44 protein-coding genes are annotated in these 25,078 nt (G+C 40.8%); 36 read left to right on the top strand and 8 right to left on the bottom strand.

The window, feature by feature from the left end:
- Positions 1-37: 37 nt before the first annotated feature.
- From LOSG293_RS04265 to LOSG293_RS04240, 6 genes are all read right to left on the bottom strand, one after another.
- Complete coding sequence (locus LOSG293_RS04265) at positions 38-1,186, bottom strand: tyrosine-type recombinase/integrase (protein ID WP_034527395.1); 1,149 nt, start codon at positions 1,184-1,186, stop codon at positions 38-40.
- 226 nt (positions 1,187-1,412) lie between these two features.
- Positions 1,413-2,297 (bottom strand): type II toxin-antitoxin system PemK/MazF family toxin, encoded by an 885-nt coding sequence (locus LOSG293_RS04260; RefSeq protein WP_034527391.1) that lies wholly within the window; start codon positions 2,295-2,297, stop codon positions 1,413-1,415.
- Positions 2,298-2,381: 84 nt separating this feature from the next.
- Positions 2,382-2,723, bottom strand: coding sequence for a hypothetical protein (locus LOSG293_RS04255; protein WP_034527390.1), 342 nt, complete (start codon positions 2,721-2,723; stop codon positions 2,382-2,384).
- Positions 2,724-2,747: 24 nt separating this feature from the next.
- Complete coding sequence (locus tag LOSG293_RS04250; protein WP_051907214.1) at positions 2,748-3,206, bottom strand: zinc ribbon domain-containing protein; 459 nt, start codon at positions 3,204-3,206, stop codon at positions 2,748-2,750.
- A gap of 96 nt (positions 3,207-3,302) precedes the next feature.
- Positions 3,303-3,719, bottom strand: coding sequence for an ImmA/IrrE family metallo-endopeptidase (locus LOSG293_RS04245; protein WP_034527388.1), 417 nt, complete (start codon positions 3,717-3,719; stop codon positions 3,303-3,305).
- Positions 3,712-4,137 (bottom strand): helix-turn-helix domain-containing protein, encoded by a 426-nt coding sequence (locus LOSG293_RS04240; RefSeq protein ID WP_034527384.1) that lies wholly within the window; start codon positions 4,135-4,137, stop codon positions 3,712-3,714. The genes LOSG293_RS04245 and LOSG293_RS04240 overlap by 8 nt, the downstream gene beginning before the upstream one ends.
- 146 nt (positions 4,138-4,283) lie before the next feature.
- On the opposite strand from LOSG293_RS04240, the gene LOSG293_RS04235 reads away from it, so the two are divergent.
- On the top strand, positions 4,284-4,556 hold the full coding sequence (locus LOSG293_RS04235) for a helix-turn-helix domain-containing protein (protein ID WP_235786805.1): 273 nt from the start codon (positions 4,284-4,286) through the stop codon (positions 4,554-4,556).
- Between the two features lie 128 nt (positions 4,557-4,684).
- Here LOSG293_RS04235 and LOSG293_RS04225 read toward each other — a convergent pair whose 3' ends face one another.
- Complete coding sequence (locus LOSG293_RS04225; RefSeq protein ID WP_034527382.1) at positions 4,685-4,954, bottom strand: hypothetical protein; 270 nt, start codon at positions 4,952-4,954, stop codon at positions 4,685-4,687.
- A gap of 89 nt (positions 4,955-5,043) precedes the next feature.
- On the opposite strand from LOSG293_RS04225, the gene LOSG293_RS09955 reads away from it, so the two are divergent.
- From LOSG293_RS09955 to LOSG293_RS04120, 25 genes are all read left to right on the top strand, one after another.
- Positions 5,044-5,214, top strand: coding sequence for a hypothetical protein (locus LOSG293_RS09955; protein ID WP_160171703.1), 171 nt, complete (start codon positions 5,044-5,046; stop codon positions 5,212-5,214).
- A gap of 54 nt (positions 5,215-5,268) precedes the next feature.
- The gene (locus LOSG293_RS04220) at positions 5,269-5,820 is read left to right on the top strand and encodes a hypothetical protein (protein ID WP_034527380.1); all 552 of its coding nucleotides are present in this window, start codon (positions 5,269-5,271) and stop codon (positions 5,818-5,820) included.
- Positions 5,813-6,076 carry a helix-turn-helix domain-containing protein gene (locus LOSG293_RS04215; protein ID WP_152551097.1) on the top strand — a complete coding sequence of 88 codons (264 nt, stop codon included), beginning with the start codon at positions 5,813-5,815 and terminating at the stop codon, positions 6,074-6,076. The genes LOSG293_RS04220 and LOSG293_RS04215 overlap by 8 nt, the downstream gene beginning before the upstream one ends.
- A 130-nt stretch (positions 6,077-6,206) precedes the next feature.
- On the top strand, positions 6,207-6,374 hold the full coding sequence (locus LOSG293_RS09950; RefSeq protein ID WP_160171702.1) for a hypothetical protein: 168 nt from the start codon (positions 6,207-6,209) through the stop codon (positions 6,372-6,374).
- A 4-nt stretch (positions 6,375-6,378) separates the two neighbouring features.
- Positions 6,379-6,681, top strand: a complete 303-nt coding sequence (locus LOSG293_RS04210; protein ID WP_034527375.1) for a hypothetical protein — start codon at positions 6,379-6,381, stop codon at positions 6,679-6,681.
- Positions 6,682-6,698: 17 nt separating this feature from the next.
- Positions 6,699-7,574: a DUF1351 domain-containing protein gene (locus tag LOSG293_RS04205; protein ID WP_051907212.1), complete on the top strand. Its 876-nt coding sequence runs from the start codon at positions 6,699-6,701 to the stop codon at positions 7,572-7,574.
- Positions 7,575-7,592: 18 nt separating this feature from the next.
- Positions 7,593-8,387: a phage recombination protein Bet gene (gene bet, locus LOSG293_RS04200; protein ID WP_034527372.1), complete on the top strand. Its 795-nt coding sequence runs from the start codon at positions 7,593-7,595 to the stop codon at positions 8,385-8,387.
- A complete protein-coding gene (locus LOSG293_RS04195; protein ID WP_034527370.1) occupies positions 8,329-9,171 on the top strand; it encodes a PD-(D/E)XK nuclease-like domain-containing protein in 843 nt (280 codons plus the stop codon). Before bet ends, LOSG293_RS04195 begins: the two co-directional genes overlap by 59 nt.
- A gap of 14 nt (positions 9,172-9,185) precedes the next feature.
- Complete coding sequence (locus LOSG293_RS04190) at positions 9,186-9,761, top strand: DUF559 domain-containing protein (RefSeq protein ID WP_034527368.1); 576 nt, start codon at positions 9,186-9,188, stop codon at positions 9,759-9,761.
- A gap of 14 nt (positions 9,762-9,775) precedes the next feature.
- Positions 9,776-10,678 (top strand): conserved phage C-terminal domain-containing protein, encoded by a 903-nt coding sequence (locus tag LOSG293_RS04185; RefSeq protein WP_051907211.1) that lies wholly within the window; start codon positions 9,776-9,778, stop codon positions 10,676-10,678.
- Between the two features lie 4 nt (positions 10,679-10,682).
- Positions 10,683-11,441, top strand: a complete 759-nt coding sequence (locus LOSG293_RS04180; RefSeq protein ID WP_034527366.1) for a Rha family transcriptional regulator — start codon at positions 10,683-10,685, stop codon at positions 11,439-11,441.
- A gap of 83 nt (positions 11,442-11,524) precedes the next feature.
- Entirely contained in the window at positions 11,525-12,166 is a 642-nt protein-coding gene (locus tag LOSG293_RS04175; protein WP_051907210.1) for a hypothetical protein, read from the top strand.
- Complete coding sequence (gene ssb / locus LOSG293_RS04170; protein WP_034527364.1) at positions 12,159-12,614, top strand: single-stranded DNA-binding protein; 456 nt, start codon at positions 12,159-12,161, stop codon at positions 12,612-12,614. The genes LOSG293_RS04175 and ssb overlap by 8 nt, the downstream gene beginning before the upstream one ends.
- Positions 12,615-12,761: 147 nt before the next feature.
- A complete protein-coding gene (locus tag LOSG293_RS04165) occupies positions 12,762-13,043 on the top strand; it encodes a hypothetical protein (protein WP_034527362.1) in 282 nt (93 codons plus the stop codon).
- 96 nt (positions 13,044-13,139) lie between these two features.
- Positions 13,140-13,826: a putative HNHc nuclease gene (locus LOSG293_RS04160; protein ID WP_034527360.1), complete on the top strand. Its 687-nt coding sequence runs from the start codon at positions 13,140-13,142 to the stop codon at positions 13,824-13,826.
- The gene (locus LOSG293_RS04155; RefSeq protein ID WP_034527359.1) at positions 13,813-14,061 is read left to right on the top strand and encodes a hypothetical protein; all 249 of its coding nucleotides are present in this window, start codon (positions 13,813-13,815) and stop codon (positions 14,059-14,061) included. Before LOSG293_RS04160 ends, LOSG293_RS04155 begins: the two co-directional genes overlap by 14 nt.
- 3 nt (positions 14,062-14,064) lie before the next feature.
- On the top strand, positions 14,065-14,499 hold the full coding sequence (locus LOSG293_RS04150) for a RusA family crossover junction endodeoxyribonuclease (RefSeq protein WP_034527357.1): 435 nt from the start codon (positions 14,065-14,067) through the stop codon (positions 14,497-14,499).
- Positions 14,496-14,693 carry a hypothetical protein gene (locus LOSG293_RS04145; protein WP_034527355.1) on the top strand — a complete coding sequence of 66 codons (198 nt, stop codon included), beginning with the start codon at positions 14,496-14,498 and terminating at the stop codon, positions 14,691-14,693. The genes LOSG293_RS04150 and LOSG293_RS04145 overlap by 4 nt, the downstream gene beginning before the upstream one ends.
- A complete protein-coding gene (locus LOSG293_RS04140; protein ID WP_034527353.1) occupies positions 14,690-15,202 on the top strand; it encodes a hypothetical protein in 513 nt (170 codons plus the stop codon). Before LOSG293_RS04145 ends, LOSG293_RS04140 begins: the two co-directional genes overlap by 4 nt.
- The gene (locus LOSG293_RS04135) at positions 15,195-15,665 is read left to right on the top strand and encodes a DUF1642 domain-containing protein (RefSeq protein WP_051907209.1); all 471 of its coding nucleotides are present in this window, start codon (positions 15,195-15,197) and stop codon (positions 15,663-15,665) included. Before LOSG293_RS04140 ends, LOSG293_RS04135 begins: the two co-directional genes overlap by 8 nt.
- A complete protein-coding gene (locus LOSG293_RS04130; protein ID WP_034527351.1) occupies positions 15,658-15,894 on the top strand; it encodes a hypothetical protein in 237 nt (78 codons plus the stop codon). Before LOSG293_RS04135 ends, LOSG293_RS04130 begins: the two co-directional genes overlap by 8 nt.
- 171 nt (positions 15,895-16,065) lie before the next feature.
- Positions 16,066-16,230: a hypothetical protein gene (locus LOSG293_RS09945; protein WP_160171701.1), complete on the top strand. Its 165-nt coding sequence runs from the start codon at positions 16,066-16,068 to the stop codon at positions 16,228-16,230.
- A 35-nt stretch (positions 16,231-16,265) separates the two neighbouring features.
- Entirely contained in the window at positions 16,266-16,439 is a 174-nt protein-coding gene (locus LOSG293_RS09940) for a hypothetical protein (RefSeq protein WP_160171700.1), read from the top strand.
- Between the two features lie 93 nt (positions 16,440-16,532).
- The gene (locus LOSG293_RS04125) at positions 16,533-17,009 is read left to right on the top strand and encodes an ArpU family phage packaging/lysis transcriptional regulator (protein WP_235786804.1); all 477 of its coding nucleotides are present in this window, start codon (positions 16,533-16,535) and stop codon (positions 17,007-17,009) included.
- Positions 17,010-17,679: 670 nt separating this feature from the next.
- Positions 17,680-17,847, top strand: coding sequence for a BC1881 family protein (locus LOSG293_RS04120; RefSeq protein ID WP_152551101.1), 168 nt, complete (start codon positions 17,680-17,682; stop codon positions 17,845-17,847).
- Here LOSG293_RS04120 and LOSG293_RS04115 read toward each other — a convergent pair.
- Positions 17,844-18,053: a KTSC domain-containing protein gene (locus LOSG293_RS04115; RefSeq protein ID WP_034527347.1), complete on the bottom strand. Its 210-nt coding sequence runs from the start codon at positions 18,051-18,053 to the stop codon at positions 17,844-17,846. The two genes, LOSG293_RS04120 and LOSG293_RS04115, sit on opposite strands and share 4 nt — an antisense overlap.
- A gap of 147 nt (positions 18,054-18,200) precedes the next feature.
- Between LOSG293_RS04115 and LOSG293_RS04110 the strand changes: the two genes are divergently transcribed.
- The 10 genes from LOSG293_RS04110 to LOSG293_RS04070 all read left to right on the top strand — a co-directional run bounded on the left by LOSG293_RS04110 (position 18,201) and on the right by LOSG293_RS04070 (position 25,068).
- Positions 18,201-18,434 (top strand): hypothetical protein, encoded by a 234-nt coding sequence (locus LOSG293_RS04110; protein WP_034527345.1) that lies wholly within the window; start codon positions 18,201-18,203, stop codon positions 18,432-18,434.
- Between the two features lie 96 nt (positions 18,435-18,530).
- The gene (locus LOSG293_RS09935; RefSeq protein WP_160171699.1) at positions 18,531-18,686 is read left to right on the top strand and encodes a hypothetical protein; all 156 of its coding nucleotides are present in this window, start codon (positions 18,531-18,533) and stop codon (positions 18,684-18,686) included.
- Positions 18,676-18,918: a hypothetical protein gene (locus LOSG293_RS04105; RefSeq protein WP_034527343.1), complete on the top strand. Its 243-nt coding sequence runs from the start codon at positions 18,676-18,678 to the stop codon at positions 18,916-18,918. Before LOSG293_RS09935 ends, LOSG293_RS04105 begins: the two co-directional genes overlap by 11 nt.
- A 14-nt stretch (positions 18,919-18,932) precedes the next feature.
- The gene (locus LOSG293_RS04100) at positions 18,933-19,169 is read left to right on the top strand and encodes a hypothetical protein (protein ID WP_034527341.1); all 237 of its coding nucleotides are present in this window, start codon (positions 18,933-18,935) and stop codon (positions 19,167-19,169) included.
- Between the two features lie 43 nt (positions 19,170-19,212).
- A complete protein-coding gene (locus tag LOSG293_RS04095) occupies positions 19,213-20,013 on the top strand; it encodes a terminase small subunit (protein ID WP_034527339.1) in 801 nt (266 codons plus the stop codon).
- Positions 20,010-21,356 (top strand): PBSX family phage terminase large subunit, encoded by a 1,347-nt coding sequence (locus LOSG293_RS04090; RefSeq protein WP_051907208.1) that lies wholly within the window; start codon positions 20,010-20,012, stop codon positions 21,354-21,356. The genes LOSG293_RS04095 and LOSG293_RS04090 overlap by 4 nt, the downstream gene beginning before the upstream one ends.
- 13 nt (positions 21,357-21,369) lie before the next feature.
- Positions 21,370-22,974 carry a phage portal protein gene (locus tag LOSG293_RS04085; protein ID WP_034527337.1) on the top strand — a complete coding sequence of 535 codons (1,605 nt, stop codon included), beginning with the start codon at positions 21,370-21,372 and terminating at the stop codon, positions 22,972-22,974.
- Positions 22,916-23,869 carry a structural protein gene (locus LOSG293_RS04080; protein WP_034527335.1) on the top strand — a complete coding sequence of 318 codons (954 nt, stop codon included), beginning with the start codon at positions 22,916-22,918 and terminating at the stop codon, positions 23,867-23,869. Before LOSG293_RS04085 ends, LOSG293_RS04080 begins: the two co-directional genes overlap by 59 nt.
- A gap of 127 nt (positions 23,870-23,996) precedes the next feature.
- Entirely contained in the window at positions 23,997-24,656 is a 660-nt protein-coding gene (locus LOSG293_RS04075; protein WP_034527333.1) for a capsid assembly scaffolding protein Gp46 family protein, read from the top strand.
- Between the two features lie 19 nt (positions 24,657-24,675).
- Positions 24,676-25,068, top strand: coding sequence for a hypothetical protein (locus LOSG293_RS04070; protein ID WP_034527331.1), 393 nt, complete (start codon positions 24,676-24,678; stop codon positions 25,066-25,068).
- The last annotated feature ends 10 nt before the right edge of the window (positions 25,069-25,078 follow it).

Genomic DNA, 25,078 nt, shown 5'->3' with positions numbered 1-25,078 from the left:
CGCCAATCTTCCGCCCGAAAAATAAAATGGCGGAAGTTTACTGATTTTTTCTCAGCATTTCTTCGAAGATGTTCACCGTTGCGGTGGACATCTTTTTTGTTACATGCGAATAAGTGTCCATAGTAGTTGCAATACGAGAGTGCCCCAAACGAACTTGAATATCTTTTATGTTAGCACCATTTTCCAATAACATTGTTGCGTGGGTATGACGCAAGGAATGGAAGTTAAATGGAAAGCCCAGCTTTTTTTCAATTCGATAGCAGGCGTACTTGATTGCATTAGGGGTAACGGGTTTTCCGTTTTCTTTTGTACAAACAAAATTTGAATCAATATAAAATTGGCCGTAGCGTATTTTTTCTTCCAGTTGATGCTTGCGATGAGCCCGAAGTATTTCCATTAGCGATTCGCCCACTAGCATCTTGCGATAACTAGATTTTGTTTTTGGGGTGCCAATTCGATAATTGCCGTTTTTTGCCTGCAGCATGTTTTGCTTAACCTCGATGGTATTATCTTCAAAGCTCACTGCGTCCCATTCGAGTCCACAGACTTCACCACGACGCAATCCAGTATTAAATGCAATCTGCAAGGGGATGTTGAACGGATCAGATGGCGGGGTGATGGCTAATATTTGTTTGTACTGCGCCATAGAAATTATTTTAAGCGATTCTCGCGTGACACGATCGTCCTGATCGTATCGGGGAAGTTGGACGTAGTGTGCAGGATTCTCTTTAATCAACTGATAAGGGAACACGGCCATTCTAAAAGCACCTTTAACAACAGTCATAATAATCTCTACTGAATGTTTTGCTAAAGGCATTTCTCCAAGCTGGTTGGCAAAATCTTGCAAAGCTGACGGGCCGATGTTTTTCATTCGGTAAATACCGAGTTTTGGAACTACGTACTTATTGATGACATTAAGGTAATTGACCTGTGTGTTTTCTTTCAAGTTTTTCATTACATAATTGTCATACCAGTATCTAAAATATTCCTCGACGTTCATATCGGTTAGCTTCATCACGTTACCGACACTGTCATATTCAGTAAGCGCGTCTCTTAGCGCTTTTTCTGCCTCAGCCCTGGTTGAGCCACCAGCACGTTCAATTCGCTTTCTGTGGCCATCTATATAGCCTACATCGAAAGCATAATACCATTTATTTCCACGTTTTCTTATTGAACCTCTTGCCATAATTATCAATCCTTTCATAGTTACATATTGATTATGATAGAAACGTATGTTCTTTTTTGAGTCTAAATAAAAGCCCAATAGGGCAATTAAAAAAGGTAGTTATCAATAAGATAACTACCTTACTCAGGTTGGCGTAAAGCCGAATCTAAGAAATATATTGGTGAGGCGCATACGTCCTCTCGATAGTTAAATTATCATATTATTTGTATACAATGTCAAGAATAACTTACTTGGTAAACTGTTTTCTAATTTCTTTATCGATCGTATTTAATACGCTAGGAGAAACTTTTATTTTACCGATAGGATCTGCTGAATTAATTCTAATTAATCGGGTTTTACTGACCGTTTGTATGTCGGAAATTTTTGCCCAAGTTTCTTTATTGTAAGACTTATATTTATTCATTGCTTCACTCACTAGGTTAACGTCGTGAATGATTTTATTAGATATATTATTATTTATAATATAATCCAGAATATTATCAGAATGTTCTGTAAGTGGAGGATAATTCTTAAGAGTCGCAATAGCAGAGTCGTTGTCAGGAATATCTTTGTTAAGCGAGTCGGCTAATCCTTGAATAACCATTTTTTCTTCATCAGTTTCTTGCTTATTAGCATTTAATAAAAATTGTTCGTAAGGTGTTTTCGTGTCTGGATTAATTTTTTTTGCTGCAGTATATAGGACATATATTAAAGCATAGTTTATCGTAGAAAGGCGAACGGCAGCTTGAATAAATTCTTCTAGGGATAAGTTTAAGATTGTCTTATCTAATTTAACCGTATTGGGATGTTCATGGGAGGTAAGCGGGATAACGGTCAATTTGTCGTTTCTTGAATTATCGTGTTTGTTAAGTATGATTGCGAAATGATTCCCAGTTAATTCCTGACCTACATTAACGCCAAAATCTACGTTGACGATGGATCCTCGTTTATAAACCTTTTTATTTCTATTTTGTGGATCGTGCTCGTGCAACAAATAGTTACTTTTATTTAGTGTCCAATCCGGTAACCATTTATATTTATTTGGCTTATTTTTGCGTTCTCTTTGTTTGCCCGCGTAATAGATTGATTTAAAGTTATGGTTAGCCTGGTTGAATTTATCAGTAGGTGACATAGTATGATCTCCTTTCATGTGCTTTAGTTATTCCCACCGCAGGAGTCGAACCCGCGCAAGCCGGGGTGGGAGAGTGAAGCAAAGTTATTTGGTGTAAGTGTGCCACATCGAATTCGATGTGAGTTTATGGTGATTAAAGTAGTGGACTAGGATGGTTCCTTGGTTACTCTTGAGATAATAGAAGTTGTTACCACGGTATTTCCACTTCACATTTTTACAAGTAGATTCACCAGAATATTTAAACGCGTGTTTAGTAATCTTGAAACTATAGCCGTAGTTTTGTTTTGCACGCCAATGAGCACGTAATTTAGCGGGGATAGCTGACGAATGCCACGAAGCGGCGTTAGCTTTGGTGTAACCCGTGAACAAGACAGTACCAAACGATAGCGTGACCAATCCTGCATACATAATTTTATTGAATTTCATTTTGATTCCTCCTGTAAAAAAATCTTAAGATCCTCTTACTCCATTCATAAAACCTGCGCCGAATCCGGTAAAGCCAAGCCACATAAAAATAATTGAAAAAATAAGTAATAGAATTCCGGCACTTTTTGCCTTGGACCCATTAATCAATGCGATACTAAATCCAATTCCTCCAAGACCGATTATTGGGATGAAGAGAGCGACCAGCGCACATGCCCAGCCAAAAAAGATAATTCCTGCAGGACTATCGTTTTCCGATTCTTTGACAGGTGTAGTTTGCGTAGAGGCTGATTGAACAGTGCTTGATGTTTCACCAGAGCTGGTTGAAGCTTTCGAATCTGCCTCATTCAAGTCAGAGGATTCGTTGCCATTCACAGTTGCTTCGCTTTTAGTATAATTCTGTTTTGCACCACAAAAACTACAGAATTCAGCTACAGCTGGTATTTCTTTTCCACATTTAATACAAAACTTTGTTTCGTTTTCCACTTTACTCACTCCCAATACAGGTACAGCTTTTAAAGTCATCAGATTCTTGGACTTAGTTATTTATAGATAATTGAAACTATTTCACATTTATAAAAATTACTCTCCAATGATAGGGAAGCCATATTCATGCACCAAATCAAACCAGTTTCTAGGCATCTCATCATGCTGTTCTACATAAAGTTCGCTGAGTAATGCGACGGCAAACTTGTCTGCTTCGACTTCTAATTCACGTTTCCAGTGATCACGTGCCGTGTAATAAGCGCTTAAGTCAGCTTGTTCAACGGCGTGTCCTAGCTCGTGCGCAACGACAAAATATCGTTGATTAGATTCTTTTATTTCATTAGATAATGCTATCACTGGTTGGTCTCCATAATTGAACGTCATGCCTTTTGGTTCTTGCTTGAATGGTGCATATACAACATCAATGTTCAATTTATCAGCTATAGCAAAAGGGTCGGCCGTATGATATCTATTAATGATCGTGTTGATATCGTTCTTTATCTTGTCATTCATCTGTGTCATCTCGCTTGCTTTGTCGTTCTGAATTACGGCGTTGCCAGAAATATCCACGAAGAAACCCTAGAGTAGCCTGAATGGCCTCATCATCTAAAACAGCACCCTCAAAGTTTTTCTTGGTATTATCATTTAAGTATTTCTCTAAATCTGCAAAATCTTTTTCCGTTGCCCATTCGGGAGCATCATTACCGTTAGATATTCCGGCCATTAAAAATATATCTTCTTTGGGGACGTGCATTCCTTTAGCAATCTTTTCAAGTGTTGCAGGCTTCGGAATGCTTCTTTTGCCATTTTCAACTTGTGATAGGTAGGAATTAGATATTCCCGCTTGAAGTGCAAGCTGGCGAACGGTAAAGCCCTTCTTATTTCTTAATTCTTTTAATTTGGACCCAAATTCAGCATTGCTGTTATCCATTGAAAACACAGCCTTTCCATGCATTCAGTATAACAAAAATGAAACACATGTATATAAAAAGTGAAACAAATTTAAGAAAAATGGTTGCAAAAGTGAAACAGATAGTTTATAGTTATATTTGTAATCGAGGAGGTGATCATTTGAAAATGAGATTGAAGAGCCCTGATTATGTAAGAAATCAGATTGCCTTAAGCGGATATTCACAGAACCTTTTTGCCCGTCATATTGGCATTACGAGTGGATATTTATCTTTGATATTAAACCAAGAAGTTGATCCGTCTCCAACTATTGCAAAGAAAATTTCTGATGGTATTGGAGAAAATATAAAGGATATTTTTTTTGCTTTAGGTGGGCTCAAAAGTGAAACAAAAGAAAAAGTTCAATTGAAGGGAGGTGAGCGGAATGAGAAAGCTAAATAAAAATGTACCAGGTAGCGATATGGACGCTAGAAAGTACATTTTTAAAGGTATTTCGTTTGATGGACCTGCTGTGAGCAAGGAAGAATACACCAAACATTATGAAGAATATGTTGCTAGAGCTAGTCAGATTAAAACAAGCGAGTCATTAAGTTCTCGCTTCGGCTTTCATTCGAAGCCCACTGACTGAATTTAAAGATTGAAATTCGTGTTTGCTTTGCTTCTTCCGCTAGGACATTGGCTACTTCTTGAATGGATAAGCTCGTTTGAATAGCTATCTGTTGTGGGAAAACTTGTAACCATTTACCGGAGCTCAAGTCTTCTAGTTTTGATTTTATGCTGACACCCAATTCTGAATTAGGCTCGTGGACGTCAGCAAACGTGATAACAAAATTATTCATACTATTTCACCTCCTTAGTAGTAATTATCCCACTAGGAAAGGTGATAGGGTATCAGATTTTCAAAGAGCAAATAAAGGAGGTGAATCACATGACTATCGAAGAGAAAATCAAGTATTTAGCCGCAACGACTCGTTGGAATGTCCAGCAATTACAACAACTACGCACAATCCATAATGATGAGTTCATCAACAATATGTTCATTGTCAAGACCAGCGAAACAGAGCAAGAGATGGAAGAACTGGCTTATGAACTATCTTAAATTTACCTTTTATGGCCGTCATAAAAAATCGGTTCATATGAAAGAAGTGGAAGTATGTCAGAAACCATTGTTTATCGTTCTTTCGCAGTCAATAGCACGCTGCCCAAGGTTATGAAGCTAAATCATAAGACTGCAACTGCTGTTGGCAAAGGGATGAACTACACTCAGTCATTTATTTCGAAGCTAGCACATGGAGATTCAAATCTTCAATTTGAACAAATTAAAAGTTTGCTTGAGCAGTTTCCAGACCAATCAGAATTGTTGGTTTTGGATATTTGCCATCATTTATCAGGCGGTTTGATTCCGCCGGTTGCAGACGGAGAAGCCATCAAATCAGATTCAGAAGCGATTGGACGTCGAGCGGTTCGGGAACTTAGCCAAGCAATAGATGCCTTAGCTAAAGCAGAAGACGAGTTCGATACCAATGCCAGTGCTGTACACGACACTACTGATCCGAAAGAGGCAGTTTGGCAGATTTGGGATGCGATTTTTATTGGTATTAATGCTGCAATATGTATCTGTCACGAATACGACTATTCATTACAAGATTTAGCGCTAAAACGTCTGAAAGTTTGGAAAAAATACAGATTAATTAGAGGTGATTGAAATGTTGAAAACTTTCGTTGTTAAACGCCAGCCAAAACCTAAAGTGTTTTCTCAAGCCGAAACGGCGCGCATGCTTAAAACTAGTGCTGGAAATATTCCTAAGTTAATTCAGATGGGGAAATTGAAACCTTTAATTTTAGGAGCTAAGACGATTCCTGAAGTAGAAATTGATCGTTTTATTTCTGAAAACCTAGGCTTGGACTTAAACCAAATGATTGAAGATTGGGAAGCAAATGGAAAGAAGGTAATCGTATGATTTGGGTATTACCACAATGGCTAGATTGGTTGATTTTTGGAGCCGTATGTTTTGGCACAGGATATGTAATTGAGTATTTCAGAGCCTATCCGGATAAGTTAAAAGAATGGTTTGACTAGGAGGTGTCTCAATGGATATTAAGCCAATTTCAATTATAGATTTAGTTTTTACATCACAAACGGAGCACAAAAAAATAGCCCTAGACGGCCATCTAGAGCTAAAAGATAAATTGCTTAATTCAAATTTTTTCACTTTTAATACTATCCCAAAAAGAAAAAAGTTGCAATGGTGGAGATGATTACATGTCGAAATTAGGATTTTGGCAAATGAAAGAACCTGTTAAAACAGATCGTCGCCAAGCAATCAAGACGGTTGCACCTGATACTACTGATTATGAGGGTGAGGAGCTTGTCCACAGTCAAAATTACTGGTGGGATGAACTATCTGACACGTTCATAATTGATGAGGACGAAGCTGTAATTAATTACATGGTCACAATGTACAACAATGCGCATCCAGCGGATTACTACGATGCAATCGATATGCTGGAAAATGAAGGATTAAAATTGGTCTTCTACCTATACAACACTATCTACAAACCATAACTACGGAGGAAAATCATATGAGCGAAACAGTCGAATTAGTAGAGTTACCTAAGTTTGGGATTCAATATTCACCTACCGAAATTGTTATTAACGGCAAGGAAGAACTAGAAGAGGCTATTAAGGCTTACGCACAAAAATACAAAGACATTGCCGTTTCCAACGAAACGGAAAGTGAAAGTAAAAAGATTCTTGCTGAGTTACGCAAGGTAAATAACGAACTAGATAGTAAGCGCAAATCGGTTAAGCGGGCATACTCTGAACCATTGAAGGATTTTGAAGCGGAAGTCAAAGACCTTCAAAGTAATCTAACTGCAGTTATTAGTCCAATCAATGACGGTTTGAAAGAACTTGAAGAACAGCACCGACTTGACCGTGAACGTGGCGTAGAGCTTCTTATTTCGGGGATGGCTAAGGAATTGGATATTGACCCTAACCGAGTTCGGATTGCTCCAAATTGGCTTAATAAGTCGATTACACAATCTAAGTTGAAGGATGAAATTACAGCCACCTTAACCGAATTGAAGAACGCAGATGACTTATTGAAAGCTAATAAGAAGCAAGTCACTGATTATGCAAAACAAAAGCAAGTTGAGCCAGACGGTTGGATTGCACAGCTAGAACAAGGACAAGAATTGGAGTACATTTTTAAGGCTATTGATAACGTAGCCGCTAAGCATTCGGTCGAAGCGATTAAAAAAACGGTTGCTCACGAATCCATTCCAGAAACTCCAGAGATTCCTCAAGCAACCGCTAATACAGAGTCTACTAAAGTAGAAGCTTCCCAACGTTCAGCAGTTCAAAGCTACACATTGAAGATTACCGGAACTATTGATCAGTTATTCGCTCTCAAGAATTACATGGTCAATAACGGATTGAAATTCGAAAAGGCATAGACGACGGAGGAAAAAGTAATGGCTAAAGAAAATACAGTAATGACAACCAATATTGAATACGAAGTTAATGGAGAAGCTGTTAAGTTAAATGGTAATACCGTACGTGAATATCTAGTAAGTGGTAATGGGGCGGTTTCAGACCAAGAAGTTGTGATGTTCATGCAACTATGCCGATTCCAAAAGCTTAACCCGTTCTTACACGAAGCTTACTTGGTTAAGTTCGGTAACAATCCAGCTCAAATCATCGTTTCTAAAGAAGCATTTATGAAACGCGCAAATTCAAATCCACATTTTAAAGGTGTTAAGGCAGGAATCATGGTTGCTCGTGATGACAAGATTGAACAACTAGACGGAGCGGTGAAGCTCCCTAAAGACGTTTTGATTGGTGGTTGGGCAACTGTCCAACGTGACGATCGTGAGGAAACCCACGTTGAATTGGCCCTCGACGAATTTAGTAAAGGACAATCAACTTGGAAGTCAATGCCCAACAATATGATTCGAAAGACGGCAATGGTTAACGCTTTGCGTGAAGCCTTTCCTGAATCACTTGGCGATATGTATACCGAGGATGATAAGAATCCAGCAGACAATACCAGAGTTGAAGTTAGCGGTAAAGAGGCACCTCACGATATTGCCGACTTAATTCCAGATAACAAGACAGAGAAAGAACCTATTGTAGAGGTAGACAAGCCAGTTGAAGCTGAATCAAAGCCAGCAGAACAGGATGCACCTGTAGAAGAAAAGGGTGAAGAAAATGCAAGATTTACGGAAGAAGACATCGACATCTTCGCTAACCCGGTTAACGGCAGATAACTATTATGACGTCGCTACTGACTGGCAGTATCTATCGCCAACCGTATATAAGCGGTTTTTGAAGTGTGAGGCTGAGGCGCTGGCTGAGTTAAAAGGGGAATGGAACCCTAATCAAGATCAGACGCCATTGCTTGTTGGAAATTACTTGCATAGCTACTTCGAGTCACACGAAGCTCACTCAGACTTCGTAGAAGCCCACAAAGACGATTTAATTGCTAAGTCAGGAAAGTATAAGGGCCAGCTCAAGAATGACTACAGAGTCGCTCAAGCGATGATTGATGCGCTTGATAATGATGAGAAATTCAACGACTTGTATGTGGGTGCCAAGGAACAGATTGTAACAGGCGAAATTGATGGAGTGGATTGGAAAGGTAAGATTGATTGCTTAAACCTTGAACGTGGCTACTTTGTTGATTTAAAGACCACCCAAGACCTGCACAAGCGTTACTACAACGTTGACTTACGTTCTTACGTACCATTCGTTACTCAATACAACTATCAGCTTCAAATGGCTGTTTATCAAGAATTAATTGAACAACAATACGGTGTGCAGTGCACGCCGATTATCATCGCAGTAACTAAGCAGGATCCACCTGATAAGGCGGCATTGATGATTCCGCCTGAGGAATTGTCTTATGCCTATTCAGAGCTAGAACGTTATCAAGACCATGTCTTAGCCGTCATTAACGGTCAGGTTAAGCCCGCTAGATGTGAAAATTGCGATTACTGTCGCGCTACTAAGTCACTTGGTCAGATTATCAACATCAACGATTTAATTAGTTAGGGAGGTGCAGGATTATGACAAAAGTTCCTATTGCACAAGCCGTTTTCGATAACGTTAGCCACACTAGTGATGATTTGATTACTGCTAACGGAATGCCAACCAATTTGCTAGACGTTTGGCAAGTTGATTTACATTACTTAAACGAGTTATTAATAAATGATTTATCAGAAACCAAAAGCCCAATAGAAAAGATATTCTTGCTGACCTATAACTACTTGAAGTTAACTGATCACTTGGACGAATTAACAAAGTTGCCTTTATCTAGTGCTTTTACGAACCTAGTTTGTCAGTATCAAGTTCCTAACAAGAAAAGTAGCTATTATGTGGATTTCATGCTTTGTGCGAGTGATCCGATAACTTCGGCGGAGCCTGTGAAAGTCTTTATAGAATTAGATGGGCATGCTTTTCATGAAAAGACAAAAGAACAAGTGACATACGATAAACAACGGGAGCGATTCTTATCCACTAAATGTGATGCTTTACTACGCTTTTCAGGTTCTGAGGTATTCAATGATACTTATGGATGCGTGAGAGAAGCCACTAAAACGTTGATGGAGAAATGGATATCCAGATATGGCAAGGATGGTTAGGGGGTGAATCCATTTTGAACAACGGCTGGATAAAGGTGCCTCGTAATCTGATGAACGAAAAGCTTTGGCTTAACGCTGAGCGTTTGAAGTTCTACTTGATGCTGCTAATGATGGTTAACCACGAAGCCGCTGACGTATACGGAGAGCACCTTGAACCGGGACAATTATTAACGAGTCGAGACAAGTTGGAGGAAAAATATAACTGCAGAAATTCACGACGAAATAAAAATTACGTTACAGCAAACACCATCTATTCGTGGCTTAGGTGGTTAAAAGATAACAACCTAATTGGATTGAAAGCAAGCAACGAATACACCGTCATTACAGTGTTTAACTGGAATTTAGATTTAAACGAAAAAGCAAAACTCAACACCGATTCAACATCGGTTCAACATCAACTCAACAACGGTTCAACATCGGTTCAACACAAACAAGAACTTAGAGACTTAGAGAACTTAGAGAATAAAGAAAAAGATAATGTCGCGCGGCAGAGCAACGACCAACTCAACGGACAAGTCTTAGAGATTATCCTTTACCTGAATTCTCAAACCGGAAAGCACTTCAAAGCCAAATCCAAGGATACGGTTAAGTTAGTGCAAGCTAGAATCCATGAAGGTTACACACTTGAAGATTTTAAGTCGGTTATCGATAACAAAGCTAGTTCTTGGCTGAACGATTCGAAGATGAATAAGTTTTTGAGACCGTCAACGCTGTTTAAGGCTGACAAGTTTGAGAATTACTTAAACGAAGGGCCGGTTAGGTCCACTAAAAAATCAGTCGAAACCTTACCCGGATGGGCAAAGGACGACTATAAGCCCGATGACAGTGCTAAGCAGACGTTGTCTGCTGACGAGTTGAGTAAGCTTAACCAACAACTGGCCGAGTTGGAAGCTAGGAATGCCAAGAAAGAGGGATGAAAGCATGGATGATCTAGTAATCATGAAAGATAAGCAAGCGGTAACTAGTAGTTTGCAAGTAGCAGAAACATTTGGTAAGCAGCATAAGGATGTTTTAGAAGCGATCAATACAAAAATTAGTACAGCGGAAAATTCCGCTCTACTAGAAAACATGTTTGTAGAAGGGCAATATACAGCTTCAAACGGCAAGGCGAATCCAATGTACTACATGAATCGTGATGGATTCGCATTTATCGTAATGGGCTTCACGGGACACAAAGCTGACGGTTTCAAGCTGCAATATATCAAAGCGTTTAACGAGATGGAACAGCAAATCAAGTTGGACGTCTCACAGTTAAGTCCTGGGCTACAAATGGTCAATGGTCTGTTACAAGAAATGGCTCAACAAGAGTTAGCAACTAAGCAACTGGATTCAAAGGTTGATGGTATTGCTGAAATCGTTGGCACGTCCACAATGGACTGGCAAAACGAAACCACACACCTGATAAACAAAATCGCTCATTTGTTGGGTGGTGGGATTGAGCGATACAAAGAAGTTCGCAATGAAATCTATGCTGAGGTAGACCGGCGAGCCGGCGTTTCACTCAAGACTAGGTTAACCAACCTAAGGAATCGCATGGCTGGTGAAGGTGCTTCTAAATCGCAACGGGACAAGATGACCAAGGTTGATGTTATCGGCAATGATAAAAAGCTAATTGAGATCTATCTGGCTGTGGCAAAAGAGTTTGCAATTAAATATAAAACCTGGAATCAGGAATATTAGGAGGCGCCGACTATGATTAATCGAGTGGTATTGACAGGGCGACTCACAAGAGATGTTGAGTTGCGATAGTGGGGGTGAATGCCTTGAAACAAAAAGAATTACAGGGAATTAGATTCGGACGACTTGTTGCAACTGAGTGGATTCCAGGAAATAAAAATAAGCAAACCAAAGGAAAATGGCACTGTATTTGCGACTGCGGAAATAACTGCTATGTCAGCACGACGGATTTAACTTCTGGTAAAACTAGATCTTGTGGTTGTCTACGTAAAGAGACGACGTCAATTCGTTTTAAAAAATATGCATACAAAGATAAACGTCTCTATGCCATTTGGCTGGGAATGAAATCAAGATGCCAAGACTTACACAATAGTTCGTTTGGTAATTATGGTGGCAGAGGAATTTCTGTTTGTGATGAGTGGAAGGACGATTTTATCGAATTTCAGACTTGGTCTGTAAAAAATGGATATTCGGATAAATTGACAATAGACAGAGTTGATGTTGACAAGGGATACTCCCCTGAAAATTGTCGATGGGCAACGATTCTAGAACAAAGCAGAAATAAAACGAACAGTAAATGGGTTGTAATTGGCCAGGCAAAACGAACCTTTTCGGAATGGTGCGAGATATTTCAAATTAAATATGACGTTGCTTACGGAAGAGTTAGATGGGGATGGACTCCATTGAAGGCATTAACAACTCCCGAGGGGGAAAGAAAACATGCTTAATAACGTAACACTGACAGGTAGGCTTGGAAAAGATGTGGAATTAAAATACACCGAGAGTGGTTTAGCTGTTGCTTCGGGAACTTTGGCAGTTAGTAGACGGTTCCAAACAAAAAATGGCGAACGTGAGGTTGATTGGATTAATTTCGTCATTTGGCGAAAAGCTGCAGAAAACTTCGCTAACTTCACCCACAAAGGGTCACTAGTTGGACTAGAAGGACGTATTCAGACTCGAAACTATGAGAATCAAGAAGGCACACGTGTTTACGTGACTGAGGTTGTCGTTGAGAACTTCTCATTCCTTGAGCCAAAGGGGGCTGTAAGCAACTCACAAGCGCAAAGCAGTGCACCACAATCTACTGGCACTGCAAAGCAGACGAATCCGAAAAACGATCCTTTTGCTAATGGCAACTCGTCGATAGACATTAGCAATGAGGATTTACCTTTCTAAAAATAAAAACGGAATATTTGGGAAATCATTGTGAAAAATCTTAAACAACAAGAGAAGACGATTACGGATTTAGCATGATGTGCAAAATTGCAGACACGTTAAACATTAGCTTAGACACATTTAGAAAATAAGTCGGAAGGTGACAGTATGAATCAAGCAGTATTAGATAAAATCCAAGAACTAGAAAACCAATATGGCAGTGTGGCCGAAGCGCCTGCAGAGAAAGTTAAGCAATTAAACAAGCTAGCTAACTCGGTCCCCAGGCGTGAAGACAGCATTGAACATGAACAATCTTTAGCAAGAGTTAAGGAACTTTGGGAACAAGGATTGTCACAGAAACGGATTGCGAAGCTGACTAAGCATACTCACTCGACCATCCACAACATGGTTGAGGAAATTAAGCAGTTGGAACAGGAGGGCAAAGCATGAATCCAGATTACTACCAGCAAAACGGAAAAGACTTATTTTCCCGATTTGAGGACGGACTGCTCACAGAAGATGAGTACCGGGCAAAGAGGCGGGCAGATGCAACGGGCAATGGCGAAAATACTAGACAACGGCGATATTCTGATTAGGCCAAAGACGGCAGTCAGCCTTGATCACATTGAAACGCTATACGGCTCTGATGAGCTAATGTGGTTGGACTTCGAACTAGTCGATAAACGAAAGGCTAGAGCACAACAACGGCGTTTGTTCTTCGCCTTGCTACACGATATCGAGGAGCATTTCATTGTCCCACAGGATTTTTTAAAGCAGATGTTCTACACGCAATACAGCATTTACACTGCCGGCAAAGAAATCAGCCTGTCAGACAGCACGAAATCGACTGTGAGCGATGCAAATGTATTACTCGACCTAGTTATCGATTTCATGTTTGAGTGGCATGTGCCGTTTAAGGCAGGCTATGAGTTGTTGCCACGTGACCAGGAGTACTACGCGTTTCAATGTTGTCGCCACCGAGTGTGCACAATTTGCGGTAGAGAGCGTGCAGACATTCATCATGTGGACGTCCTTGGATCGGGTATGAATCGTAATCACGTTGACCATACTAAGCGACATGTAATGTCTCTCTGCCGGGCTCACCATTCGGAAATCGAGCAGATTGGACCACAGGCGTTTAGCGAAAAGTATCATGTGCCAGTTAACGGCATCAAGCTAGACGTTGAGACACTCAAAAAGATTGGAGTGATAGGAAACTATGACGGAGATTAAATCTGGACTTGTTTTCTGGGTTCACAACGCATATCCCATCTACGACAAGCTATTTGGCGTGAGAATGCTGCAAATTTACGTTGCCTATCACGTTGAAGAAGTTCTGAATATGACAGTTAAAGTGAGTTATTCAAACGGTGGGCTAGAGCATTATATGTATTTTGATGCAGATAGTTTGCAAGAGGTTTTTAATTCCCCCAACACAGTAGTTTTTACAAAGGAGCATGGTATTTAGAAAATGACGAATAGTATCAACATAGTAATTAATGGCGAGCCAGTGCCTCAACCAAGACCAAGATTTGCAAGGCGTGGTAAGCATGTGACCGCGTATGACCCGATTAATTCAAAAGGTTACAAAGTACTGGTAAGAGTTAGTGTACGCAATCAATATCACGATGAACCCCTTACTGGCCCACTTCACGTCGAGCTGGATGTCTACCGGCCGATTCAAAAATCCCTAAGTAAAAAGGAACGTGCTAAACGGCTGTCAGGAGCCCATAGACCAGTTGTTAAAGGTGATATAGATAATTACTTTAAAGCAGTTACAGACGCCTGCACAGGGCTCCTGTGGGTAGATGACGCCCAGATAGTGAGCACGCGAAGCAACAAATATTACTCGGACAAGCCCAGGGTGGAGTTGTCAGTGACCGAAATTAAGGAGATTACGCGATGAGTATGTGGATTCTAGATGTGATTCTGGTGTTACTGATTGTGTTAATCATCCTGACCGTACTGTTTGGTTTTCTGGAATGGAAAAGTGATCCAGTAGAATTTTTCGAGCCAGAGAAAAAAGTGAAATATGATGTGCCAATTTTTACAACTGATGTACCTAGCAAATTAGACAAATTATTGGGGTGTTTTGAATGACAACGAATGTAAAAGAAGGACTTGTGTTTTGGGTAACTAATAAACGAGCAGTCAGAACCAGCGATGGTTTCGGCGTTACTGCTTTCCATCCAAGGACGGCTTATCACATCGTTTCGATAAATGATCATGAAGCCAAAATTAAATATAAGTCCAAAGATGCGGAAGTTACTGTGTACGCAGATTTAATTGAGTTGGATTTATTGCTGAATTCAGAAGGTGCGGCCTTGTTTGATGCATCTCTTGATTATCTCGTTGGTTTAGATACAAAAAAGCCGACCACTGGCGGTAGTCGACTGTTCACGGGTGAAGACGTTGAACTAGTAGAACCTAAGTTCCGTGTTCCAATGCCGGGAATGGGTATGGATGGTGAACCCCAATATCTTTGCCGCTTTTCAAAAGACTACCTCGGTACGGCTACCTACATTCCGGATGGCAAAAATTTTGAATTCACTTTAGACGAAATCCCCGAAGAATACCGCAAGTGGGCAGTGGAGGTAGAGGATGACTGAAAAAGTAAAAGTTCCAGCTTGGTTTGATGATTTTTATAAACAAAAAAGTGACTTGGGTAAGAATGATATTCAACTCATTCACGGATTAGCTGATTTACAAAACAGAGACCTTAGGTGGCTCGATGAAGAATCGTCAGTAATCAAAACTCGACCAATCAACAATCAAGACCGCTTTAGATTTATTAAAGCGATTGTTAACGGATATGAAGTTGAAGAGCAAAAGTATGTGCTGCCGATGGAAGGAACTGTTGAAAAATTTCCAGGCGCTTATAGAGGAGAAACGGCACAAGAACAATTGTATGCGTACAACGATGGATACAGATGGCGTATAAATTATCATTTAATCCCGAAACCAGCGTCCAAAGATAAAGTCGAAACTGTCACCCAATCTCAAATTGACAATGCACCCGCATGGGTTAAAGCAATCAACCCAGTACCTATTGAGGAGGCTGACGATGACTAAAAAGTATCGCAAAACAGCCATTATTGAGGCTGAGCAATTCGACGGGTCAAAAGAGATGATTGAGAAATATGAAATCTTGAAAAGATCGTGGGTTTATAAAATTAAAACCTTAGAAGGCGATGAATATTTTACCCTCGGAGACTGGATTGCTACAGGTATTGAAGGCGAGCATTGGCCCATCAAAGATGAGATTTTCCGTAAGACTTACGAGGAGGTAAAGGATGAATAATCGTTGGCGAAGAGTTATGCGACTCAATGGTATGAGCAAGAACGATAGGCTTGCCTGGAATGGGCTTGAAAGGGCTATGACAAGGGTTGTAAAGATTGGAATTCCAAAAACAATAACAAAAAGGGAAACGGATACTTTAATTAGGATTTTAAGGGATGAGGGCGATAGGTTATGAGTAATCGTTATGTAGTAAAAATTGGCAATGGTTGGTACGCCGGAGTAAAACAGCTTACGTTTGATTGGACCGAGGCGAAGGTTTGGAATGGGGATAAGATTCTATTCGATAATTTCACAGCGGCCAAAGCGGTGGAAAAATATGGTGGATCAGTTTATTGATTGAGAGAGCCAGAACCATATGATGGGTATACAAAATGAGCGCTTGGACTTTCGTGTTAATTAGCGTTGTGCTTGCGGTGTTTATCTCAGGTACGTTTACGATTCTGATTGGCAATTTTATTTTTAATGTATTTAACCAAAAGATGGGTGAGTACAGTGACGTTATCCTGGAAGCTTTTCATGAGTTAGTTACGAAGATCCGTAATTAAGCCCATAAAAAAATCGCCCCGGCAAGGACGATGGATTGCTGACGCATTATTCGGATGTGTTAATCGTAGCATAAAAATCAGCAATCGCAAGGGGTGGACGGGTTGAATCATAACGAATTTTCTATGGAAAGTCTCTTTCCTGAATTGGATAGAGAAGCGACAATTAATCGGTGTAAACATTTTTTGGCAGTGACGTTCCCCGCAATGGTACGCAACAGCGGACGTTCGATTAGCGATTTGAAAGCGGTGGAGATGGATGGAATGCCCAAATCGCCAAGTTCAGAAAACACGGCCGATCGTCGTATCGTACAGAGACTTTTTGCAGAACAGGTAGTTAAGCGGACTATCGAAGCATTTAGCCATGTAAGCGACCGTAGCAAGCAGGTTCTCAGTATGCTGTATATTGAGGAGTTTACGGACGGGATGTGCTATCGAGCTATTGGTTATGAAAAAACGCAGTACTTCGACAAGGTGAAGCCTCATGCATTGTTGGAATTTGCGGACGCATACCTATTAGATGATCTGCATATTTACAAGGAAAGGCAGGATTCGAAGAAAACCGGAGTCTGACCGGAGTTTTGCCGGACTATGACCGGTCTCCATGACCGCTTTTAAGTGATAAATTAGTACTATCGAAAGATTTAGAGATGTAGGCGTAGGTCAGTTCGATTCTGACCATCTCTATTGTCCCTACGTGGGACAGCCATTACTTTCCGTTTATTGCCTTTGGTTCACTAGTCTGGGACGACATGGAAGTGTTGCGGGTTCGACTCCCACTGGTGAATTTGCCTAGAGATAGGCTGACAAACATCTACTCCTCCAAAGTAGTTAGTATTGTAGTGTATCGCATTCGGAATACAGTAGGTTCGACTCCTACGGGCGATATTGACCGGGTACGCGACCTGGTCATAAATAACTCCCTTAAGAAACATGAATAGTAACGGTATCGCAGTTGGCTAAATGCAGGTTCGATTCCTGCATGCGATGTTAATTTGGTGAAGCAATGCGGTTAAGAATGGGTCGGATTTGCTTCAAAAAGTACGTCACGGTGCTAAGCGTGGGCGTGAAAACGGGGACTGGAAACCTCCCCCCGTAACATTCAGTCGATTGTGGCGGAATAGGTAGACGCAGTCAGGTGCGCGTAACGGGCAGTGGGTGACTCCATTGTGACCACACACCATGTGAGGTGCAAATCCTCACCAATCGCATTGCAGTAAATAAATTTAGCGAGGTGAAGCAGTTGGAATTAAACCAAGTTTCAACGAAAGATTTATCTGATGAATTGCGTTCTCGGGTTGGAATTCAATCTATTATTTTGGACCCATATGAGAAATCAAAAATCACCGTTGGTAACAAGGAAGTATTTAACTTCGATGGTCCAGCGGTGATTCTTGTTAATATTGATTAGCCTATTCTAGTAGTAGGATAACCTTTAATAAAAGCGTGAAAGTATCGGCCCTTTGAACCGGCATTCAATAGGCCTTCATACACTGAACTAGGAACGCCACTATAAAGATAAGTACCACCACTGTTGAAGACGATCTCCAATTGTTGGTTATATTCGTCATAACCAATAGCTGATAGGTCGCTAGAAACTACAGAAATTAGTTCCATAAATATCCTCCTTTCCTTATTTAGAAAGTATACACCGGATAGCAGGTACGATATTTACTGGTTGGGTCAGTCAGAGATGGCTGGCTTTTTTATACATAAAATTCAACCTGATCGATTTCGACCAGTTTGAAAGAAGGATAACTAACTATGGACATTAGGGACACTAGTCAACTGAAACCATATACATTGCAATTCTGGGGATATGATCCAGAACATATTGGTCAAACGCAGTTGCTAAGTCGCGATGTGTTGGTTTCGGAAGACACCGTTGCCGCCATGACAAGCAAAAAGGTTCCCAAGTATTTACGGTTTGTAGTTAAGGATGGGCAAGCCCTGGTGATTCGTGAAGACTGCGTTATGTCGTTATGGGAACAGATATAGAAAGGAGACGAGCCACATGAACGATCGAAGAGACGTACCAACTGAAACAGTCATTGGAATAGCTCTAATTTTTATCATGCTGGTGGTGAAAGCAATATGGGGATGAAACATACAGGATATGGCTACGTCAGCAATACTGAACAGCAGTGTTTAGGCGACTTAGAGCATTGGCTGAGTGAAAAGCGTAAGCAAGAACGATTGAAGAAGCACAAGTCGGACGATGATAACGGAGGGAAACCTAATGGCAAATAAAGATGCCTTTTTAAAGATGTTTGAAGACCAGATCAATGATGTTGCTAACCAAGATGCCGTACGTCTTGCCACGTTACAGCAGGAGCGTGAAGAAGGAACTTTAAAAGAATTGGTCAAGTCACAGGTTTACATGGCACACGTCGCATATGAGGAGGCTCTTCGACAAGGCTTCGATGACAAAAAAGCATTTGCTGTTGGATGTTACCAAGCGGGGTACATCACGACAGAGTAGTGTGGAGGGATTATATGTTTACTTTTAACCAAGGCGGAGCAGAAAACGGTGTCGTTTTATCACATGTTGTTTTTACTCAACAGAGATCGGAAAGAAAGCAATATCGTGTTTGCTTATCTGATGGCAACTACGTGGATATTCCTTGGGACATAAAGGATGATTTTATCGCTGAACTGAATAAGTATTTTGGATTAGTTGAGGTCATTAACGACCCCGGTAACAATGAAGTTACGTTGGACACAACAGATTAAACATTTAAAAAAACAGCATTGACTGGAGGCGTGGTGATATGTAATGGGTGAGCATATTGAGGATGCATACAAAGACTATGTATCGGGTATGAAGTATAAGGATATTGCAGCTAAGTATGGCGTGACGCTCAATACGGTTAAGTCATGGAAACAGCGGAATGGTTGGACTCGTGACGGTACTGGTAAAGTTGCATCTTCTAAAAAAGAGGGTGCACACAAAACCAAAAAGGGTGCACACAAAAATATAGAGGTTGCAGTAGATGAATTAGCCGAAAATGGGGACTTAACGGAGAAGCAAAAGTTGTTCTGCTTGTACTATTTGCAACGTTTTAACGCGACGTGGGCATATCAGCAAGCTTATGGTGGTGACTATGATACGGCACGCAACAGTGGTCCCCGATTGATTGCAAATGATTGCATAAAAGAAGCTTTGGACAAGTTGCGTAGGCAACAGCAGTCCGAATTGTTTATCACTGCAACCGATATTCTAAAGGAATACATTAAGCAGGCAACTGCCTCGCTAGGCGATGTTCTAGACTATGAGTCGTATGAGCAAGTTGCTACAGACAATGATGGTAATCCGGTATTTGATTCTAACGAGCGGATGGTTAAGTTTCATCAAGCTGATATTCATTTAAAACCAAGCAGTCAGATAGATTGGTCGACGGTGGAGGAATTGCGTGTTGGACGTGATGGACTGGTTGTTAAGCTCTATGACAAACAAAAAGCCATGAAGGAACTTCTTGACCGCTTACCAGAGCCTCAAAATGACGATGTAAGCCAAGATACGTTCTTGAAGGCAATTATCAATGCTAAGCAGAAAAAAGGTGGTGAGGAGCAATGAGAGACAACCAGTTTGATTTTGTACCTTTCTCGTCTAAGCAATTAGATGTGTTGAATTGGTATTTAGATCCTAAACTTTTTGAAGCTCAGTCTTTTAGAAATGCGATTGCTACTCATCCCCAGTGGACCAATCGAAGAGATTACGAAGCAATTATCTGTGATGGATCTGTTCGTGCTGGTAAGACGCTCGTCATGTCTATGAGTTTTATTGAGTGGGCCATGATGAACTTTGACCAAGAGCAATTTGGTGTTTCTGGCAAGACAATCGGTTCGCTTAGACGTAATGTTATTCGACCTTTAAAGCGCATGCTCCAAGGACGAGGCTATCAGGTTAAGGACAAGCGGGCAGACAACTTACTTGAAGTAAGCCGTGGTAGTCATGTTAATTACTTTTTTGAGTTTGGTGGTAAAGATGAAGGAAGCCAAGACCTAGTGCAAGGTATTACGGTCGCGGGCTTCTTTTTTGATGAGGTGGCATTGATGCCTCAGTCGTTCGTTAACCAAGCAACCGCGCGTGCTTCTGTTGATGGGGCAAAGTTTTGGTTTAACTGCAACCCTGCCGGTCCTTATCACTGGTTTAAGACTGAATGGTTAGATCAGTTGGAAAAGCATAAGGCACTCCATATCCATTTCAAAATGCCTGATAATCCATCGTTATCTGAGGAAACTAAAGAACGATACGAGCGGATGTACACAGGCGTCTTCTACCAACGTTTCATTGAAGGTAAGTGGGTACTGGCTGATGGTGTTGTTTATGATAATTTCGACAAAGAGACAATGGTGGTTGATACTCCAGATGTCAATTCGATAACTAGATACGTTGTGTCATGTGATTATGGTGCTTTAAACCCTACGGTATTCCTGCTGTGGGGTTTTTCTAATGGCGTTTGGTATTGCTTGCGCGAGTACTATTTTGATGCCCGTCAGGCTAGCAAAACAGGTGGTAGTCAAGCGCAAAAGAGTGATGATCAATATGCCAACGACCTAGAACAATTTTTAGGGCGCATTAACGCACCCATTATCTTGGACCCATCAGCGGTTCATTTTGCAATCAAGCTACAACAACGTGGACATCAAGTCATCCCCGCTAATAACGATGTGTTAGATGGCATCAGATTAACGCAGTCGCTTATGAGCAACGGCAGAATTAAATTTGCTAAGGGCTTGAACAATCTGTTTAAAGAGTTGGCTAGTTATGTATGGGATGACAAAGCAACACAGCATGGAGAAGACAAAGTGGTAAAAGAGCACGATCATGCTATGGATGCAATGAGATATTTCTGCATGAAGATATTAGCGCCTAACAGTCATAACGAGGGCGTACAAACATTTAGCAATTACTAGGAGGTGGGAAGTATTGAGGACGGCTAATTACTTTAAAAAAAGTAATCAAGACTTTATTTTAAGTGGCACTCCGCTTCATAAGGAACTATACAGCGGTGATCAGGAGATACATGTTAACGAGCACGTCATCATTAATGACGATGATGTGTTTCTATATCCGGCAACGGCTAATATCTTGGAAAACTTAGAAGATGTGTTCAACATTATCAACTACCACCAAGCGTGGATTGCACCTAAATATAAATTGAAGCGTGATTACTACAAAGGGCGACATCATGAAATTATTGGGCGTGAAAAGAAGCCGTTGAACAAACCGGACGCAAGGCTAGTTATCAACCTACCTAAGAAGCTGGTTAATACGTTTAATGGCTATTTTAGCGGTGACCCCGTCCAGATTAAACATCAATCCGACGATACTAATGACGATGTATTGAACGATAAGATTCAGGCGTGGCTTAATGATAATGACTATGCTGATGTGTTTAGTGAATGGGCCAAGCAAGCTGACATTTACGGACGCTCATATTTGTATGCATACTTTAACGATGGTGCCTTGCAAATTACAGCCTGCTCGCCACGAGATACTATTCTGGTTTATGACAACAGCGTGGTGCACAGACCGCTGTTCGGAATTAGATACAGTCCTGACGCCGACGTTGCTACTGCTACTTTAATCACTCCGAAGGCAGACTATGAGCTTGTCAGAGAAAATGGAAAAATAGTGGTTACCAATGCTGACTCCGATGATCCAAGCGTTGTCAAAAAAAGCTCGGTGCACACCTTTCCAATAACTCCACTATTTGAGTTAGCAGAAGATGATGAACGCACCGGAATTTTCGATGACACTATGAGTTTGATTGATAGCATTGATGATGTGTTCTCAGCTAAAGCGAATGACATTAGTGCTTTTTCAGATTCGTATTTGGTTGTGACTGGTCAAAAGTTATCACCTCAGCAGGTAGAAGACATTGTTACTAAGCGATTGATTAATCTATACACAGAGATTAATACCAACTTTAATAACGAAACTCCAACGCCACCTGACGTGAAGTTTCTTACACCTAACCCAAATGACGAGACACAAGAGAATTGGCTGAATCGAGCGATTGATTTGGTATATCAAATATCTCAAGTGGTTAACTTGAATGACTCTAACTTTGGAATGTCCGCTCAATCGATTAGTGGTGTTGCACTTTTACAACGCTATCAACCTATGCAGGCTAAGGCCAGGACTAAAGCGCTCAAGATGGATAAGGCTTTACGCCAACTATTTACCTTGCTGTTTGATTTTTGGGGAGACAAGAGTCTAAAGGTGAGTGATCTCACGTTTGAACACAAACAAAGCATCCCACATAATCTCAGTGAGGAAGCGGGCATTATCACTAAGCTAAATGGTCAGGTTGACGATGTTACCAAACTTAGCTTCTTTAGTGGGATTGATAATCCACAAAAAGCTGTCGATCGGTTACACGACCAGGAAGACGAAGAAGCAAAAAAGGGGGATGCATCCCTACAACAATATCTTTCTGACCAGCAAAAGCAGAAGGGTGGTGTGAGCGATGACGCCAACCTTGGAGCGGGCCAAGCACAGAATACAAACTCTGCTCAATCAAGATAATCAAAGTGATAAGCGGAATGATGAGTATTTTGAAGAATATTTGACCTACATTAAAAGTCATTTAGTAGACTTTATTACCAAGTATGCAGATGAGAATGGATTATCTGTATCACAAGCCAGTAAGTCGGTAACTACTTGGGACAGAGAACAGTTTGCTAGCGCCTTAGATGGTATGGATACTTCTGATTGGCCTGAAGAAGCGACAGATAGACTCGGTTTTTATATCTCAAGATACAAAGATATAGACAAACGACACATGCTTCTAGCTATCCTAGGCATTGGTGCCATTCGTTGGGCTGTCAAAGCTCAAAAACAAATTGATATTACTGCTCAAGCTGATGGACAGGAGCAAATTGAACATCAAAAAAAGCTGTTTAAGCTCACTGCAAAGCCTAAGCAACAGCGAAAGAAGTTTCCTGCCAAGAAAACATATTCGTTCATTACAGACCCACAAAATACCGCTAGTTGGTCGAGTAGACTTTGGGTAGATAGTGATTCGATGGCTAATGATGTTGAGAATCTGGTTAACAAGAACATTAAACATGGCTTGGGACCAGATGACTTAACTGAATTAATGAAAAAACACATTAAAAAGAGCCAATTTAAGCCAACCGCATCGATTGCTGACAGAGCAAAACAGATGGATTATATCGTTAAGAGGTTGGTTCGTAGCGAATCGGCTAAGATGATTGACCGTGTGAACGATGCAACTTATCGGCAGATGGGTATTGAGAAGGTCGACTGGGTGACTGAGCCTAGTGCCTGTGATATTTGTGTTGGATTAGCTGGCGGTGGTCCTTATACATTAGATAAGGCACCCAAAGTGGTTGAAGATTCACATCCTTCATGTCGATGCATCAAGATTCCTCATGAAGAAATAGAAGAAGTTGAATAATTTTAATTGAATTGGTACCCAACTTATGTTGAGTGCTTTTTTTGTGTCCTTTTCCGTGTGTTGCGGACGTTAAAGAACAATCTGAGAGCCTCCCATGGCTTTAAATGCGAGAAAGGAGTTTTTTGAAATGAAACTATATAGCAATGCGTTACCAATGCTATTACAGTATTTTGCGGAACAAACCAATTCTAACGATGGGAGCCCAACCGACCCCAATCTGAATAATGCAAGTGGTTCGGAAGGCGGAGAGGGCAATGGCACTCAAGCTGGTTCAACTAATTCCAACGATGACCTAACGGACGACAATCAAGCAATCATCGAAAAACTTAAAGGTCGCATTGGTCAGGAACAAGGGAAAAAGAATGAACTGCAGGAAAAACTTGATCGTGCAAATACTGAAATTGAGAAGTTAAAGAACGGAGGCAAGGATCCTAAGGACAAGCCTCTTACACCTGAGCAAAAGGAAAATAAAGAGCTGAAAGCACAACTAGAACGCCGTGACATCTTGGACGCTACAAACAAGGTATTCCAAGAAGCTGGAGTGACTGTTGATAACAGCCTAGTAAATATGCTCGTTACCAATGATCGTAACCAGACAATCGACAATGCTAGCACGCTTTTAAACTTTATTACCAAGTTGCAGAAGGACACAGAGGCTAACGTTCGTAAGGAATACCAACAAGGTGGCATCCCCAAGGATACTACTGTTAACCAGTCTCTAGATAACTTTGGGAAACACGTTGCTGAATCGTCTCAAGGATTGAACCCATTAGACAATTTCAAATAAACCACAGGAGGGTTAAGGAATGAAGAAATCAATTTTCGGCGGTACTGATATTCTTATCGACGACCGCAATGCGACCACTTTATCGGGCATGGTAGACGATCCAAGTTTAACTGCAGATGCGGATGGTCAAAAGTATTTACGTGCAGGTACCTTGCTCACGTCAAATAAGGACTTTGCAAATACAGATGACGGTAGTGCGGTTTTAACACCAACAACTGATGCATCAAAAGCACAAGGTATTTTGCGAAACGACTACAACATTGTTGAAGGGGCCCAACCAGCTTCAATCATTGTTGCCGGAACCGTAAATATTAAACGGATGGATGATGAGACGGCAAAACTATATACTGCTGCATTACAAACAGCGTTGAAACCCGTTTTACCAAAAGTCACATTCATCACGAGAGATTAGAGGAGGAATA

It is taken from the genome of Secundilactobacillus oryzae JCM 18671 (assembly GCF_000740055.1).
Classification (GTDB): Bacteria; Bacillota; Bacilli; order Lactobacillales; family Lactobacillaceae; genus Secundilactobacillus; species Secundilactobacillus oryzae.
Note: the sequence above shows the minus strand (reverse complement) of the source record. Positions and strands in the feature narration are given on the sequence as shown.

Bases quoted from the DNA above. Each gene is read 5' to 3' on its own strand.
- LOSG293_RS04265 (WP_034527395.1), bottom strand. From the start codon at position 1,186: ATGGCAAGAGGTTCAATAAGAAAACGTGGAAATAAATGGTATTATGCT.
- LOSG293_RS04260 (WP_034527391.1), bottom strand. From the start codon at position 2,297: ATGTCACCTACTGATAAATTCAACCAGGCTAACCATAACTTTAAATCA.
- LOSG293_RS04255 (WP_034527390.1), bottom strand. From the start codon at position 2,723: ATGAAATTCAATAAAATTATGTATGCAGGATTGGTCACGCTATCGTTT.
- LOSG293_RS04245 (WP_034527388.1), bottom strand. From the start codon at position 3,719: ATGAATGACAAGATAAAGAACGATATCAACACGATCATTAATAGATAT.
- LOSG293_RS04240 (WP_034527384.1), bottom strand. From the start codon at position 4,137: ATGGATAACAGCAATGCTGAATTTGGGTCCAAATTAAAAGAATTAAGA.
- LOSG293_RS04235 (WP_235786805.1), top strand. From the start codon at position 4,284: ATGAGATTGAAGAGCCCTGATTATGTAAGAAATCAGATTGCCTTAAGC.
- LOSG293_RS04225 (WP_034527382.1), bottom strand. From the start codon at position 4,954: ATGAATAATTTTGTTATCACGTTTGCTGACGTCCACGAGCCTAATTCA.
- LOSG293_RS09955 (WP_160171703.1), top strand. From the start codon at position 5,044: ATGACTATCGAAGAGAAAATCAAGTATTTAGCCGCAACGACTCGTTGG.
- LOSG293_RS04220 (WP_034527380.1), top strand. From the start codon at position 5,269: ATGTCAGAAACCATTGTTTATCGTTCTTTCGCAGTCAATAGCACGCTG.
- LOSG293_RS09950 (WP_160171702.1), top strand. From the start codon at position 6,207: ATGGATATTAAGCCAATTTCAATTATAGATTTAGTTTTTACATCACAA.
- LOSG293_RS04210 (WP_034527375.1), top strand. From the start codon at position 6,379: ATGTCGAAATTAGGATTTTGGCAAATGAAAGAACCTGTTAAAACAGAT.
- LOSG293_RS04205 (WP_051907212.1), top strand. From the start codon at position 6,699: ATGAGCGAAACAGTCGAATTAGTAGAGTTACCTAAGTTTGGGATTCAA.
- bet (WP_034527372.1), top strand. From the start codon at position 7,593: ATGGCTAAAGAAAATACAGTAATGACAACCAATATTGAATACGAAGTT.
- LOSG293_RS04195 (WP_034527370.1), top strand. From the start codon at position 8,329: ATGCAAGATTTACGGAAGAAGACATCGACATCTTCGCTAACCCGGTTA.
- LOSG293_RS04190 (WP_034527368.1), top strand. From the start codon at position 9,186: ATGACAAAAGTTCCTATTGCACAAGCCGTTTTCGATAACGTTAGCCAC.
- LOSG293_RS04180 (WP_034527366.1), top strand. From the start codon at position 10,683: ATGGATGATCTAGTAATCATGAAAGATAAGCAAGCGGTAACTAGTAGT.
- ssb (WP_034527364.1), top strand. From the start codon at position 12,159: ATGCTTAATAACGTAACACTGACAGGTAGGCTTGGAAAAGATGTGGAA.
- LOSG293_RS04165 (WP_034527362.1), top strand. From the start codon at position 12,762: ATGAATCAAGCAGTATTAGATAAAATCCAAGAACTAGAAAACCAATAT.
- LOSG293_RS04160 (WP_034527360.1), top strand. From the start codon at position 13,140: ATGCAACGGGCAATGGCGAAAATACTAGACAACGGCGATATTCTGATT.
- LOSG293_RS04155 (WP_034527359.1), top strand. From the start codon at position 13,813: ATGACGGAGATTAAATCTGGACTTGTTTTCTGGGTTCACAACGCATAT.
- LOSG293_RS04150 (WP_034527357.1), top strand. From the start codon at position 14,065: ATGACGAATAGTATCAACATAGTAATTAATGGCGAGCCAGTGCCTCAA.
- LOSG293_RS04145 (WP_034527355.1), top strand. From the start codon at position 14,496: ATGAGTATGTGGATTCTAGATGTGATTCTGGTGTTACTGATTGTGTTA.
- LOSG293_RS04140 (WP_034527353.1), top strand. From the start codon at position 14,690: ATGACAACGAATGTAAAAGAAGGACTTGTGTTTTGGGTAACTAATAAA.
- LOSG293_RS04135 (WP_051907209.1), top strand. From the start codon at position 15,195: ATGACTGAAAAAGTAAAAGTTCCAGCTTGGTTTGATGATTTTTATAAA.
- LOSG293_RS04130 (WP_034527351.1), top strand. From the start codon at position 15,658: ATGACTAAAAAGTATCGCAAAACAGCCATTATTGAGGCTGAGCAATTC.
- LOSG293_RS09945 (WP_160171701.1), top strand. From the start codon at position 16,066: ATGAGTAATCGTTATGTAGTAAAAATTGGCAATGGTTGGTACGCCGGA.
- LOSG293_RS09940 (WP_160171700.1), top strand. From the start codon at position 16,266: ATGAGCGCTTGGACTTTCGTGTTAATTAGCGTTGTGCTTGCGGTGTTT.
- LOSG293_RS04115 (WP_034527347.1), bottom strand. From the start codon at position 18,053: ATGGAACTAATTTCTGTAGTTTCTAGCGACCTATCAGCTATTGGTTAT.
- LOSG293_RS04110 (WP_034527345.1), top strand. From the start codon at position 18,201: ATGGACATTAGGGACACTAGTCAACTGAAACCATATACATTGCAATTC.
- LOSG293_RS09935 (WP_160171699.1), top strand. From the start codon at position 18,531: ATGGGGATGAAACATACAGGATATGGCTACGTCAGCAATACTGAACAG.
- LOSG293_RS04105 (WP_034527343.1), top strand. From the start codon at position 18,676: ATGGCAAATAAAGATGCCTTTTTAAAGATGTTTGAAGACCAGATCAAT.
- LOSG293_RS04100 (WP_034527341.1), top strand. From the start codon at position 18,933: ATGTTTACTTTTAACCAAGGCGGAGCAGAAAACGGTGTCGTTTTATCA.
- LOSG293_RS04095 (WP_034527339.1), top strand. From the start codon at position 19,213: ATGGGTGAGCATATTGAGGATGCATACAAAGACTATGTATCGGGTATG.
- LOSG293_RS04090 (WP_051907208.1), top strand. From the start codon at position 20,010: ATGAGAGACAACCAGTTTGATTTTGTACCTTTCTCGTCTAAGCAATTA.
- LOSG293_RS04080 (WP_034527335.1), top strand. From the start codon at position 22,916: ATGACGCCAACCTTGGAGCGGGCCAAGCACAGAATACAAACTCTGCTC.
- LOSG293_RS04075 (WP_034527333.1), top strand. From the start codon at position 23,997: ATGAAACTATATAGCAATGCGTTACCAATGCTATTACAGTATTTTGCG.
- LOSG293_RS04070 (WP_034527331.1), top strand. From the start codon at position 24,676: ATGAAGAAATCAATTTTCGGCGGTACTGATATTCTTATCGACGACCGC.